The 14,013-nt window shown below is 58.5% G+C and carries 9 protein-coding genes; 8 read left to right on the top strand and 1 reads right to left on the bottom strand.

Annotation, left to right across the window (positions count from 1 at the left end; genetic code table 11):
- The 6 genes from AC0YNU_RS11185 to AC0YNU_RS11160 form a co-directional block, all read left to right on the top strand.
- Positions 1 to 2,627 (top strand): esterase-like activity of phytase family protein (locus tag AC0YNU_RS11185; protein ID WP_475756185.1); only part of this gene is annotated, 2,627 nt, incomplete at its 5' end.
- A gap of 186 nt (positions 2,628 to 2,813) precedes the next feature.
- Positions 2,814 to 3,797: a 50S ribosomal protein L11 methyltransferase gene (prmA, locus tag AC0YNU_RS11180; protein WP_475756183.1), complete on the top strand. Its 984-nt coding sequence runs from the start codon at positions 2,814 to 2,816 to the stop codon at positions 3,795 to 3,797.
- A gap of 239 nt (positions 3,798 to 4,036) precedes the next feature.
- Positions 4,037 to 4,744: a site-2 protease family protein gene (locus AC0YNU_RS11175; protein ID WP_475756181.1), complete on the top strand. Its 708-nt coding sequence runs from the start codon at positions 4,037 to 4,039 to the stop codon at positions 4,742 to 4,744.
- Between the two features lie 135 nt (positions 4,745 to 4,879).
- Positions 4,880 to 5,644, top strand: coding sequence for an RsmE family RNA methyltransferase (locus AC0YNU_RS11170; RefSeq protein WP_475756179.1), 765 nt, complete (start codon positions 4,880 to 4,882; stop codon positions 5,642 to 5,644).
- Between the two features lie 4 nt (positions 5,645 to 5,648).
- The gene (gene mtaB / locus AC0YNU_RS11165; RefSeq protein ID WP_475756177.1) at positions 5,649 to 7,064 is read left to right on the top strand and encodes a tRNA (N(6)-L-threonylcarbamoyladenosine(37)-C(2))-methylthiotransferase MtaB; all 1,416 of its coding nucleotides are present in this window, start codon (positions 5,649 to 5,651) and stop codon (positions 7,062 to 7,064) included.
- Positions 7,065 to 7,173: 109 nt separating this feature from the next.
- The gene (locus AC0YNU_RS11160) at positions 7,174 to 7,611 is read left to right on the top strand and encodes an NUDIX hydrolase (RefSeq protein ID WP_475756175.1); all 438 of its coding nucleotides are present in this window, start codon (positions 7,174 to 7,176) and stop codon (positions 7,609 to 7,611) included.
- A 28-nt stretch (positions 7,612 to 7,639) separates the two neighbouring features.
- On the opposite strand, the gene AC0YNU_RS11155 is transcribed toward AC0YNU_RS11160, so the two are convergent.
- The gene (locus tag AC0YNU_RS11155) at positions 7,640 to 8,623 is read right to left on the bottom strand and encodes a Na/Pi cotransporter family protein (protein ID WP_475756173.1); all 984 of its coding nucleotides are present in this window, start codon (positions 8,621 to 8,623) and stop codon (positions 7,640 to 7,642) included.
- 98 nt (positions 8,624 to 8,721) lie between these two features.
- Between AC0YNU_RS11155 and AC0YNU_RS11150 the strand changes: the two genes are divergently transcribed.
- Together AC0YNU_RS11150 and addB are read left to right on the top strand one after the other, a co-directional pair.
- On the top strand, positions 8,722 to 10,152 hold the full coding sequence (locus AC0YNU_RS11150) for a class I SAM-dependent rRNA methyltransferase (RefSeq protein WP_475756171.1): 1,431 nt from the start codon (positions 8,722 to 8,724) through the stop codon (positions 10,150 to 10,152).
- Positions 10,153 to 10,424: 272 nt separating this feature from the next.
- Positions 10,425 to 14,012 (top strand): helicase-exonuclease AddAB subunit AddB, encoded by a 3,588-nt coding sequence (gene addB, locus AC0YNU_RS11145; protein ID WP_475756169.1) that lies wholly within the window; start codon positions 10,425 to 10,427, stop codon positions 14,010 to 14,012.
- Position 14,013 lies beyond the last annotated feature (1 nt).

Below are 14,013 nucleotides of genomic sequence, written 5' to 3'. Positions count from 1 at the left end.
TCACGGGCACGCCCTTCATCAGCGGCGTATCGAACTTCCCGGAAGCGAACAAGGACAGCGGCCATTTGGTCGGCAACGGCGTGGGAGACGAAGTGCCGGTCGGTTCGATTAGCTATAACGAAGACGGCACGGTGAAGAACTACACCACGCTGAATCCCGATCCGTACGCGCTCGACCTCGAGAGCATCAGTTACGATAAGCATACGAATACGTTTTGGATGAGCGAGGAGTACCGTCCGAGCATCGTGCAGGTGAAGCGCGATGGAACGATCCTGCAGCGCATCGTGCCCGCGGGGCTGAAGCAGAAGTTTATCGACGAGGACGCGACGGCGGTACCGATCAACGAATCGCTGCCGGCCGTATGGAGCACGCGCATGCCGAATCGCGGCATGGAAGGCTCGTCCTTGACGCCGGACGGCAAGTACCTGTTCGCGGCGATCCAATCGCCGATGATCAATCCGATCTCTGCGACGGGCGCGGTGAATAAGGCGTCCCGCGCGGTACGCATCATTAAGCTGGACGTCACGCAAGCGGTGCCGACGGCGGTCGCGGAATATGTCTACGTGATGGATGATGCAGCGAACGTGAGCAACTATATTTCGGACCTGATCGCGGTGGACGAGAACCATCTGATCGTCGACGAGCGCGACGCGAACTACGAGTACAAGAAAGTTTTCGACGCGGATCTGACGAACGCGACGGACTTCCTCGGCAAGCTGGATAACGTCGGCGCGGTAGGCGCGGCGGCAAACAGCACGCTGGAGGGCGTAATCGTGAAAGGGGCAAGCGCGCCGTACACGGTGACGCCGCCGAGCGCGGAAGCCGTATCGGTCACGCCGATTACGAAGACGTTGAAACTGGATACGAAGCAGTTCGGCTATCCGAACTCGAAGCTGGAAGGCATCTACATGCCGAACGACCACTCGATTCTGATCGCGAACGACAACGACTTCGGCGTCCTGGATCCGGACAAGATCCAGATGTGGCTGTACACGCTGAGCGTGCCGGCCGAAGATTCTTCGACCGTAACAAGCGCCGCGGGCACCGTAAGCATGAGCGTCGCGAATGTATCGGCTTCGACGAAGGATATTCATTACGCGATCAAGCTGAACGAAGCTTCGACATTGGGAACGCTGCTTTTGCAGCTGCCAGCGGGACTGTCGGCAGCGGCTTCGGACAGCGTATCGTTCGGCGGTTCCGCTGAACGCGCGCTTCGCGCAAGCGAAGTGAAGGAGAACGGCTCCTATGTGGTGCTGGATGGCTTATCGCTTCCGAATGGCGGTACGGTGAACGTAACGCTGAAGGCGAAGAGCGCTTCTGCCGACGCGACTGCACTGCCTGGCATCTGGGTGGATACGGACGGTCCGGAAAAGGCCAAGTCGCTGAGCCAAGCGTTCACGCTCGCTTCCGACACCTCGGGCCCATACTATCCGCCGGTAGGCACGCCGGAGAACCCGGAAACGCCGGCAGCGACGATCGACGCGGATAAAGAGGGCCAAGTGGACGGCAAGCAATTGACGGCTTCGCTTGCGGCATTCAATGCAGTCACGGTCAACCTGGCCACCGATTCGGTCGTTCTCCCCGCTTCGAGCCTGACGGCAGGCATTCAAGGCGGCAAATCGATTCATTTCGTTTCGGCGGCCGGCAACTATGAACTGCCGCTTAGCGTGCTGGACGTGGCGCAATTGGCCAAGGGTTTGGGCGTTAACCCGGATGATTTGACGATCAAGATTACGATTGCGAAAGCAAGTACGGACAACGTTCGTGAGGCAGCTGAACTTCAAGGAGTTACCTTGGTTACTAACCCGGTAGAGTTCAACGTTCAAGCCGTTGGTACCGACGGCAAAGCGATCGATGTGCCTTACGGCCATTCGTATGTTTCCCGTTCAATTGTTTTGAGCGGCAACGTGGATCCTTCCCACGCTACAGGCGTCACTTATGATCCGACTACGAAAACGCTGAAATTCGTGCCGACGGTATTCCAAACGACCGGCGGACAGACGACGGCTACCATCAAGCGTAACGGCAACAGCATTTATGCCGTCGTCACGAATCACAAGCCGTTTACGGATACCGCTTCATATTGGGGCAAAGACGACATCGGGCTGCTGGCCGACAAGCTGGTTATCGACGGTACGTCGAATAGCAAATTCGAGCCAAACCGCAATGTGTCCCGCGCGGAGTTCGCGGCAATGGCGGTTCGTGCGCTAGGTTTGTCCGTGGCGCCGAGCAGTAGCGAGTTCGCGGACGTAGCGGACGCTGCTTGGTATGCGAAAGAAGTCGGCGCAGCGGTCGATGCCGGCATCATCACGGGTTACAAGGACGGGACGTTCCGTCCGAACGCGCAAATCTCGCGCGAAGAAATCGCGGTCATTCTCGTTCGTGCTTTGAACTATGCGAATGTTCGTCTCGCCGTATCGTCGAATGATCAAGCAGCGATTATCGGCGCGTTCCAGGATGCAGCCAAGATTGGCTGGTCAAAACCCGAAATCGCGGCGGCGGTTCAAGCCGGTCTGATGAAGGGTTATGCCGATGGAACCGTCCTGCCGCAAGGCAAGGCGACTCGCGGTGAAGCGGCAGCCATGATCAAGCGCATGCTCGTCAAGGCGCAATTTATTAACGGCTAATGTCGACAAGCAGGCAGACGCGCCGGTAGCTCGGTCGCAAGCAGCTCGTTCCCGCGTCGGGAACGGGCTGTTTGCGTTTCGTAGCGTTTTGGCGATTTTGTGCAGATACGGCTTCTAGTGTAGAATAGACGTCATAGGTTTACATAAGAAAATAAGTGAACGTTGAATAACAGGGGGACATAGAACGTGAAATGGCATGAAATAACGATCGAGACGACGGAAGAAGCAATCGAAATGATTTCGAACTTCCTGCATGAACTGGACGCGGACGGCGTATCCATTGAAGAATCAGGTACGCTGAACAAGCAGCGCGACACGTCGTTCGGCCAATGGTACGAGCATCCGCTGAACGATATTCCGGAGGGACAGGCCGTCATAAAAGGCTATTTCTCCGAGCTGGACTCCGATCTCGACGCTCTTGTCGCATCGCTCCCGCCTCGAATCGATGAGCTCCGCACGTTCGATATCGATCCGGGCGAATACAAGATTACGACCGCATTGGTCGACGAAGACGATTGGGCAAATGCTTGGAAGCAATATTTCAAGCCGATCCGCGTTACGGAAAGACTGACGATCAAGCCGACCTGGGAAGACTACACGCCTTCGCCGGAAGAGCGAATCATCGAGCTGGATCCCGGCATGGCTTTCGGAACAGGGACACACCCGACGACCGCGCTTTGCCTGCGCACGCTGGAGTCGGTCATTAAAGGCGACGAGGAAGTCATCGACGTCGGCACGGGCTCGGGTATTTTGGCCATCGGCGCGATGCTGCTCGGCGCCCGCCGCGTGCTTGCGCTGGACCTGGATCCCGTGGCGGTAAGTTCGGCGGAGGAAAACAGCCAGCTAAACAATCTCCAAGGTGACATCCAAGTACATTTGAGCGACTTGCTCGGTGTTTTGAACAATCAGGAGGAAGGCGAGGCTGCCGTTCCGCTGAACGTCACGGTTCCGGTCGATATCGTCGTAGCTAATATTCTCGCGGAGATTATTTTGCTGTTCCTCGATGACGTCTACGCGGCGCTGAAGCCGGGCGGTATCTATATCTCCTCCGGCATCTTCAAGAACAAAGAGGAAGCGGTAGAGAAAGGCCTTGAAGCTGCCGGCTTCAAGATCGTGGACCGCCAGCGCGAGCAGGACTGGATCGCGTTCGTGGCGCAGAAGCCGGAATAATTATAGATTCGCACAAAACTTGGCGTATGCTTCCGATGCGAGTTTTGTGCTCGCAATGAAGGTTGCTCAAGTAGATTCGCACAAAACTTGGCGTATGCTTCCGAAGCGAGTTTTGTGCTCGCAATGAAATTGCTCAAGTAGATTCGCACAAAACTTGGCGTATGCTTCCGAAGCGAGTTTTGTGCTCGCAATGAAGGTTGCTCAAGTAGATTCGCACAAAACTTTTAGGAGGTTGAAGCGTGTCGGATCTTTTATGGTATCCGGTCAAGGATATCCCGTTCATTTTTCTGGTTATCATGCTGGCGTTCACGGTGCACGAGTTTGCGCACGCGTACGCTGCTTATAAGTTCGGAGATCGGACGGCGTACGACGCCGGCCGGGTGACGCTTAATCCGCGGATGCACCTGGATGTGCTCGGCATGGTGCTCATCTTGATTGCCGGCTTCGGATGGGCGAGGCCTGTTCCCGTGAACCGGGGGAACTTCAAGCATCCTCGACTCATGGGCATCGTCGTATCGGCGGTGGGGCCGATCAGCAACTTGATTTTGGCTGCCATCGGCGTATTGGCGGTCCATGTATTGAATCAGACCGGGCTGCTGGATGCAGGCTCGATCGGCGCTCACCGCGCAATCGTGCATTTCTTGTATTATCTGATCACGATCAACATCATGCTCTTCATCTTCAACCTTATTCCGGTTCCGCCGCTTGACGGTTATCGCATCATTCAAGATCTTGTGCCGACGAACGTACGCATCCGAATGGATCAGAACGCGCATTGGGGCATTTTCGTTTTCCTGCTGATCGTGTTTATTCCATCGCTGCGCGCGGAGACGCTGGATCCGCTGTTCGCGTATTCCGGCGATATTATATCGTGGCTCATCCGCACCTGCGAACTGGTGTTCGACAACGTCGACTGGGCTAAATTTTCTTACGATGCTTCACGTTAACCCTTTGACGGCCCGCTGGAAAATGTTTAAGACGGCTGGCGGAGCGTGGGCAAAACGTGTATGATGTAGGTTGGAGTTTTCACGTAGACCGATGATAGGTCGGCCTGCGATTTGACGGGAAAGGTAATGCCAGCCATGCAGCGATATTTTGTAACGCCAGAGCAGATCGAAGGAAGCCGGATTGCGCTTGCCGGAGACGATGCTCATCATATAACGCGCGTCATGCGCATGGAAACGGACGACGTCATCATGGTGAGCGACGGCGTTTCCCGCGTGGCGGAGGCGAAGATTGTCTCGTTATCACCTGGCAAGGTGGAAGCGGAAGCAGCGGAGTGGCTGCCGATCAGCGGAGAGCCGGAATGGTCGGTAACGATCGCGCAAAGCCTGCCGAAGGGCGATAAGATGGAGCTGGTCATCCAGAAGGGCACCGAAATCGGGGCAGCGGCATTCGTGCCGTTCGAGTCCCAGCGGATGATCGTCCAGTACGACGGGAAGAAAGAAGCCAAGCGGCTGGAACGCTGGGGCAAAATTGCCAAGGAAGCCGCCGAGCAGGCGCATCGGAGCCGTATTCCGGCCATCCATGCCGTCGAGCCGTGGAAGGCGCTGCTGGCATTGATCCCTGCGTTTGATTTGGCGTTGTTTTGCTATGAGAAGGAAAGCGGAGGTCGGGGCTTGCGAGAAGCCGTCGCCGATCAATGCGCAAATTGGGGTGACGAGGCGAGACGCGTTCTCCTCATCGTCGGCCCGGAAGGCGGCTTCACCGAACGGGAAGCCGAAGAAGCAGAGAAGGCCGGCGCGGTTATCGTCGGTCTCGGCAAGCGAATCTTGCGCACGGAAACCGCTGCGATGGTTGGGCTCGCCTGCCTCATGTATGAATCCGGAGAAATGGGAGGCGTTTAACGACATGCCGTCGGTTGCTTTTTACACATTGGGCTGTAAAGTTAACTTCTACGATACGGAAGCGGTCTGGCAGCTGTTCAAGAACGAAGGTTATGAACAGGTTGATTTCGAGACGACGACCGCGGACGTTTATTTGATCAATACATGCACGGTGACGAACACGGGGGATAAGAAAAGCAGGCAGATCATCCGCCGCGCCATCCGCCGTAATCCGGACGCGATTATCGCGGTGACGGGCTGCTACGCGCAGACATCGCCGGCTGAGATCCTCGCGATCGAGGGCGTCGATCTCGTCATCGGCACGCAGGATCGCGACAAACTGATGGGCTATATTACGGATTTGCAGAACGATCGCAAGCCCGTGAATGCCGTTCGCAACATTATGAAGACGCGCGAGTTCGAAGAGCTCGACGTACCGGACTTCGCAGAGCGCACGCGCGCTTTCCTGAAGATCCAGGAAGGCTGCAACAACTTCTGTACGTTCTGCATCATTCCGTGGTCGCGCGGTCTGTCCCGAAGCCGCGATCCGCAGAGCGTGCTGGAACAAGCGCGTCAGCTTGTGGCCGCAGGGTACAAGGAAATCGTACTGACAGGTATTCATACCGGCGGATACGGCGACGATATGGAGAACTACCGTTTGACGGATCTGATCTGGGATCTTGACGCCATCGAAGGCTTGGAGCGCATTCGGATCAGCTCGATCGAAGCGAGCCAAATCGACGACAAGATGATCGAGGTACTCAACAAGTCGAGCAAAATGTGCCGGCATCTGCATATCCCGCTTCAAGCGGGCGATAATGACGTCTTGAAGCGGATGCGCCGCAAATATACGGTCGAACAGTTCGCGGAAAAAATCCGCCGGCTTCACGAGGCGATGCCGGGCGTCGCGATCACGACGGATGTCATCGTCGGGTTCCCCGGCGAAACCGAAGAGATGTACAACAACGGCTTTGCGTTCATGGAAGAGCTCGGCTTCGCGGAAATGCATGTCTTCCCGTATTCCAAACGGACGGGAACGCCTGCCGCGCGCATGGAGGATCAGGTTGACGAGGAAGTGAAGAACGAACGCGTTCATCAACTGATCGACTTGTCCGAGCGGATGCAGCTGAAATACGCCGAGAAGTACGTCGGCCAAGTGCTGGACGTCATTCCGGAGCGCGAGCTTAAGGGACCATCCGGTGAAAGCCGCGTCATGGGCTACTCCGACAACTACATCCAAGTGGTGTTCGAGGGTTCCGAATCGCTGCTAGGCGAGCTGTGCCGCGTGAAAGTCACGCAGGCCGGCGTCAACGAATGCTACGGCCAGCTGGTTCGCGTCGTGGATGAGCACACGTCCGCCGCAGTGCGTCCGGAAGGCGCGGCGCGCGCGGAAGAAGCGAAGCGCAAACCGCTGCCGCAGGCGATGCAGGCGCAAGCCTAACGGAATAGTGTTCGCTGCAAGGATTCTGAAGCCCCTGTTCGATGGCGGCGGAAGAATCCTTTGCTCTACATAATGAGCCAATCACGATAGGGCGGAGGGGAGACGCGAAATGAAGGAAATTTCTGCAGGCGGCGTCGTATTTCGCCGGGTAAACGGCGAATTGCAAATCCAGCTTATTCAAGACCGTTACGGCAAGATATCGCTGCCGAAAGGCAAGATGGAGCCGGGCGAGACGGTGGAGCAAACGGCTCTGCGCGAAATTGTGGAAGAAACCGGCATACAAGGCGCCATCGTGTCTCCGATCGATCAGATCAAATATCGCTACAGCCATGAGTCTAAAGGGCTCGTCGATAAAGAGGTCCATTATTATCTGGTCGAAGCCATCGGCGGCAAGCTTCAGGCGCAGGTGGAGGAAATCCGCGGCGTCGAATGGTTTGCGCCAACGGAAGCTTGGAGACGTCAGAAGCAGTCCGGTTATCACAATAACGACCGGATCCTGGGCGGCGCGCTGCGGCTGCTCGGGCTGAAAATCGCGGAAGAATCTTAACGGCCCGTTCGACGCTGATCATTAAGCATCAAGCGGCGTTCAGCTTCCTGATGCGCGGGTGATAACAGAGCGGCAGCGCGAGCAGCGAGCAGGCGACGTTGAACAAGGTCTGCGCATGGGCGATCTGACTGACAGGAGATGAACTCAGCCAAGCTGCAGCCGCTCCCAGCTGCGGGGTGAACGGCGCGAACAGAGCGGCGCCGCCGACGTTGAGCAGCACATGCGACCAAGCGACGAAACGGCCGGAGCGCGTGCCGCCGATGGCCGCGATGACGGCTGTGACGCAGGTGCCGACGTTGGCGCCGAGGACGATGGCGACGCCGACCTCGACCGGCATGGCGCCGGTTTCCGCCAAGCCCATGACGATCCCGATCACGGCGGCGCTGCTGTGAATCGCGGCCGTCAGTACGATGCCGGCCGCCAGCCCCCAGAAAACGCTGGCATCGGCGCGGGACAGGAAAGCGTCGAAAAAGGCGGTAGACCGCACGGCTGGCGCAATGGACTGCATCATGCTGATTCCGATGAGCAGCAGGGCGAACCCGCCCGTCACGACGGCCCATGTACGCAGCGGGGCGAGTAGACGTGCAGTTCCCGTACCGGAGGTGCGGCTGCGGGCGAATCCCATTTCGCCGAAGAGCGCCGTCAGCAGCCATAACGCGACGGAGAAGCCTAGCAGCGGCAGGCCGTATCTGCCCAGGTTCAATCCGAGCAGCTCCGTTGTCAAGCAGGTGCCGATATTGGTGCCAAGCACGATTCCGAGCGTGCGCGGAAACGTCAGAAGTCCGGCATTCACCATTCCGATGGACATAACCGTAACGGCTGTGCTGCTCTGCAGGACAGCCGTTGCTGCGGTTCCGACCGCAAGGCCGTGCAGCGGCGTGGACGTGAACCTTGCCAGAATCCGGTGAAGACGACGGCCGACGGACCGCTGGAGAGCGGATTCCATCGTCCGCATGCCGGACAGGAACAAGACGAAGCCGCCGATCATGGGCAGCGCGATCGCATAGAGCATAACGATTTGAACTCCTTTACAATCAGGTAACGATACATATGCGCACAAGAAGACAGGCATGACAAGCATTCAGCAGCGAAAAGGGCGGAGATCACGAAATGGAACGCGCAAAAGCGGTATTAAAGAAGGAACGCAAAAAGAGAACGGAATCCGGCCATCCTTGGATATTTGCCGGTGAAATCGATCGGATGGAAGGCGAAGCGGCTCCTGGAGGGCTGGTGGACGTCATCAATCATCAAGGGCGTTATCTGGCGACCGGGTATTGGAATCCCGCCTCTCAGATTACGATCCGCGTGACGGCTTACAAGCCGCTGGAAGCGATGGACGAAGCGTTCTTCACGGAACGGCTGCAGCGGTGCAAGCAGCATCGCGACAGGTTCGTGAACGGCAGCGATTGCCGCCTCGTCTACGGCGAAGCGGATTTTCTTCCTGGACTCATCGTCGACCGCTTCGGTGAAGTGCTCGTCGTTCAGCTGCTGACGCTCGGCATGGAAGTCCATCGCGAAGCGCTTGTAGCGGCGCTCGTCGCGGTCTTCGAGCCGAAGGGCATTTACGAGAGAAGCGATGTTTCCGTTCGCGGCTTGGAAGGGCTGGAAGAGCGCACGGGAACCTTATACGGCGAGTGTCCGCGGATCGTAGAGATCATCGAGAATGGACTGAAGCTTGAGGTCGATATCGTGGAAGGGCAGAAAACCGGCTATTTCTTCGATCAGCGGGAGAATCGCGCCTCGATCGCTCCGCTTATGAAGGGCTGGGGCGTACGAAGCGGCATTCGTCTCGTCGACCGGGCCGGTACCGGTCAAGCGGCAGCGGAAGCCGACGATACGGGCGTCATCGACGAATTGAAGGAGCCTGCGCTCGTGCCGGTCAATGCCAATGGCAAAATCGTCACCTTCCCGTATTGGGACGGCGCCACGGTGCTGGAATGCTTCGCGCACACGGGCAGCTTCACGCTCCATGCATGCAAGTACGGCGCGAAGAAAGTAACGTGCCTGGATGTCTCCGCCCATGCCATCGAGACGGCGCAGCGCAATGTCGAGCGCAACGGCTTCACGGATCGCGTTGAGTTTGTCGTCGCGGATGCTTTCGAATACTTGCGCACGCAGGTGAAGGGCGTCGAGGAGCGGATAGATCGCGGTAACGCGGCGAATGCCAAAGGGGCGAAGCTGGACACCTCGAAGCCTCTGAGCAGCGACGCGGGGCGGAAGTGGGATGTCGTCATCCTGGACCCGCCGGCCTTCGCGAAATCGAAGCATGCGGTCGAAGGAGCGGTCCGAGGCTATAAGGACATCAACCTGCACGGGATGAAGCTTGTGAACGAAGGCGGTTATCTCGTGACGGCAAGCTGCTCGTACCATATGCGTCCAGAGCTCTTCCTGGAGACGATCCAGGCAGCGGCCGCCGATGCGGGCAAAATTCTGCGTCTCATCGAGTGGCGTGCCGCCGGGAAGGACCATCCGCAGATTCTAGGCGTTAACGAGGGTCATTACTTGAAATTCGGCATTTTCGAGGTTCGCAGCAAAGCTTAGCAGGAAGAAGCGGGTTGCTCCGGCAACGGGTGAGACGGTTATATCGGATAACTCGGTTAGATCGGATAGAATGGTAGTTCGAAAAATAGGCAAAAGATGAGGCGGCTCCTTGAGGGGTCGCTTTTTTTGTTCCTGCTTTGATTGCTTCCACGCTGCTACGGCTGGCGGAACAGGATTTACCTGCTCCATTAACGAACAAACATTCGTATTTCTAATGAACAGATAGCAGCCGGTATGCTAGAATAGAAGAATCGAAGAATGAGAATGGGGAGGTGAGCGCATTGGCGCTTCGTTTTGTAATCGGCCGCTCGGGGGCTGGCAAGACCCATCATTGCTTGTCGGCGATCACGAGCCGGATTTTGGAGAAGCCGGACGGCGCTCCGTTGATCATGCTCGTACCGGAGCAGGCGACCTTCCAAACGGAATACGCGCTGCTCGGGGGGCGAAAGTCGCCGCTAACGGGAACGATCCGGGCGCAGGCGCTCAGCTTCCGGCGGCTCTCCTTTCGGGTGATGCAGGAAACCGGGGGCACGGCGCTTACCCCGATCAGCGAGAACGGCAAAAACATGCTGCTCTACAAAATCGTGTCCCGGCTGAACGCGCAGCTGCAGCTATTTCAAGGCAGCGAGAGCCAGCACGGCTTCATTGAACGGCTGGGCGAGCTGATGACGGAATGGAAGAGGTACGGCATCGACGCCGAGGCGCTGCAAGGATTCGGAGAGCATCATCTCCCTGCGTCCGGAAGCTCGCTTCTGAGACGCAAGCTTGGCGATCTGGAGCTTATCTCGAGCCGGCTGGAGGAAGAACTCGCCGGTCTGTACGTCGACGCGGAGGATTATTTGGGCTGGCTGGTACGCGGCTTCGGCGAATCGCCTTCCATGAAAGATTGCGAGATATGGGTCGACGGCTTCCACGGCTTCACGCCTAAGGAGCTGGAAGCGCTGGAAGCGCTCATGAAGCATGCCGGCAATATGACCGTGACCCTCTGCTTGGACAAGCACTATGATAACGGGGAAATGCCGCATGAGCTGGACTTGTTCCGTCCGACGGCCGAAACGTTCTTGAAGCTCCGCGAGCTCGCCGTGAACAATGGGGTGGACGTCGAAGAGCCGCTGCTGCTTGACGGCACGCCTTACCGCTTCAAGGACAGCCCGATGCTTGCGCACGTGGAGCGTTATTACGGTCATGGCGGGAGGAAGCCCCTCCAGCTGACGGAATCGGAGCTTGAAGACGGAGCGATCTCGCTTCATGCCGCATCCGGCCGAAGGGCTGAAGTGGAGGGCGTGGCGCGCGACATCGTACGGCGGGTACGGGACGAGCGTCTCCGGTACCGGGACCTGGCAGTCATGGTCCGCAATGCGCCGGATTACAACGATTATATCAAGGCCGTCTTTTCCGATTACGAAATTCCGTTCTTCCTCGATCAGAAGAATGCCGCGCTGCACCACCCGCTCGTCGAATTTATCCGCTCCGCGCTGGAGATCGCGACCTATGGCTGGCGGTTCGAGGCGGTTTTCCGCTGCATCAAAACAGAGCTGTTCCTGCCGGAGGACGGCAGTCTAACCCGGGAAACGTTCGACCTGCTGGAGAATTACGCGCTCGCAACGGGCATGAACGGGAACAAGTGGCTGTCTCTCAGCCAGTGGAAGCCGCTTGCGCGCGATACGCTGGACGGCGATCCCGTGCAGGCCGGCGAACGGGAGCTGCGCGAATTTCAAGCGGTCTTGGCCGCGCGCGAAGCCGTTGTCCCCGTATTGAAGAAGTTTATCAAGGAGCTGAAGAAAGCGGCGGATGTCCGCGGCATGTGCGAGGCGTTGTACCGCCTGCTGATGAACGTAGAGGCGGCAGACCGTCTGGAACGCTGGAGCCGCAAGGAAATTGCCGCAGGCAACACGCTGCGCGCGAGAGAGCATCGGCAAATCTGGGATGGCGTCATGGAGTTGCTGGACCAGCTGACCGAAATGACCGGATCGGAGGATCTGGGCATCGAGCTGTTCGCCGGCATGGCGGAAACGGGACTCGAAAGCCTGAAGCTCGCTTCGGTGCCGCCTTCGCTGGATCAGGTGCTGATCGGCAGCATGGACCGCACGCGCTCCGGCGACGTGCTCGTCTGTTACCTGCTGGGAGCGAACGACGGCGTTATGCCGCAGCGGATGAAAGAGGACGGCGTGCTGACGGAGCAGGAACGGGAGAAGCTCGAGAGCGGCGGGATCGTCATGGCGCCCGGCGTCCGCAGAAAGCTGCTGGACGAGCGGTTCATGATCTATAACGCGCTGACGACGCCGAGCCGGCATCTGTGGATCAGCTGGCCGCTCGCGGACGAGGAAGGCAAGAGCCTGCTCCCGTCGGAGGTTATTCGGCATGTGAAGGGGCTGCTGCCCGGACTGGAAGAGCACGGCACGGCCGTAGAGCCGGTGCCAGGCATGCCGGAAGAAGAGCAGCAGTCGTTTATCGCTCACCCTGATCGGACGCTGTCGTATCTGATTACGCAGCTGCGGGCTTGGCGGCATGGTACCGTCATGGCTCCCCTCTGGTGGGAGTCGTACAACTGGTATGCGGTCAGACCGGAGTGGCAGCACAAGCTGCAGCGGCTGGTCGGCTCGCTGCGTTATACGAACGAGGAGCCGGCATTGTCCCGCGAGACGGCGGATATGCTGTACGGCAAGCTGCTGCGGGGGAGCGTATCCCGAATGGAACGTTTCGTGTCATGTCCGTTCCAGCATTTTGCCATTCACGGGCTTCGCCTGCGCGAGCGGGATCAGTACAAGCTGGCCGCGCCGGATATCGGGCAGCTGTTCCACGCCGCGCTTACCCGGCTGACGGAGACGCTCGGCGACCGGTGGGGTTCGCTGACGGCAGAGGAACTGCGCGTGCACTGCACGGGAATCGTAAACGAGCTGGCTTTGCGGCTGCAGTCTCAGATTCTGTTCAGCAGCAGCCGCCATCAATACGTGGCGCGCAAGCTTAGCGATATTGTCAGCCAAGCCGCGGTAATCCTCGGCGAGCATGCGCGTCGGGCGGAGTTTCGCCCGGTGGGGCTGGAGATCGGCTTCGGGCCCGAAGGTCCGCTGCCGGCGGTAACCATTCCGCTTTCGGAAGGACGGACGCTTGAGATGGTCGGCCGAATCGACCGCGTCGATGCCGCGCAGACCGCGGACGGACTGCTGCTGCGCGTCATCGATTACAAATCCAGCGCGAAGCAGCTGCGGCTGGAGGAAGTCGCCTACGGCATGGCGCTGCAAATGCTGACGTACCTGGACGTGCTGCTGACGCACGCGCCGGAATGGCTGGGGCAGCCGGCCAAAGCGGCAGGCGCGCTTTATTTTCACGTGCACAATCCGCTGCTCTCGTCTTCGAACGGCATGCCGCCGGCGAAGGCGAGATCGGAGATGCTGAAACGTTTCAAGCTGAAGGGCCTTGTCCTCGCGGACGAGGAGACGGTCAAGCTGATGGACAATGCGCTCTCCACCGGCTATTCCGACCTGCTTCCGCTGGCGCTGAAGAAGGACGGCGGCTTCTACGGCAGCTCTTCCGTCGTATCGGACGAGCAGTGGGGCACGCTGCGCAAATCCGTGCGCGGCACGCTGCGCAAAATCGGCGACCGGATCGCGGGAGGCGACGTGTCCATCTCGCCTTATCGCCTAGGCGGTAAGACGCCGTGCCAATTCTGCGACTACAAGCCGGTTTGCCAATTCGATCCGTTGATCGAAGGCAACGAGTACAACAAGCTGCAGAAGACGGGCAAGGACGAGGTGTGGACGCTGCTCGCCGCGGGCCAAGACTCGGATGAAGCGAATGAGACGGATCTGGCCGATCCGCAGCAGCAGGGACGAACAGATAATGAGGAAGGAGAACGATGAC

The organism is Paenibacillus sp. J31P316 (genome assembly GCF_056269105.1).
This window is presented reverse-complemented; position numbering and strand designations above follow the sequence as displayed.

Bases quoted from the DNA above. Each gene is read 5' to 3' on its own strand.
- AC0YNU_RS11170 (WP_475756179.1), top strand. From the start codon at position 4,880: ATGCAGCGATATTTTGTAACGCCAGAGCAGATCGAAGGAAGCCGGATT.
- mtaB (WP_475756177.1), top strand. From the start codon at position 5,649: ATGCCGTCGGTTGCTTTTTACACATTGGGCTGTAAAGTTAACTTCTAC.
- AC0YNU_RS11160 (WP_475756175.1), top strand. From the start codon at position 7,174: ATGAAGGAAATTTCTGCAGGCGGCGTCGTATTTCGCCGGGTAAACGGC.
- AC0YNU_RS11155 (WP_475756173.1), bottom strand. From the start codon at position 8,623: ATGCTCTATGCGATCGCGCTGCCCATGATCGGCGGCTTCGTCTTGTTC.
- AC0YNU_RS11150 (WP_475756171.1), top strand. From the start codon at position 8,722: ATGGAACGCGCAAAAGCGGTATTAAAGAAGGAACGCAAAAAGAGAACG.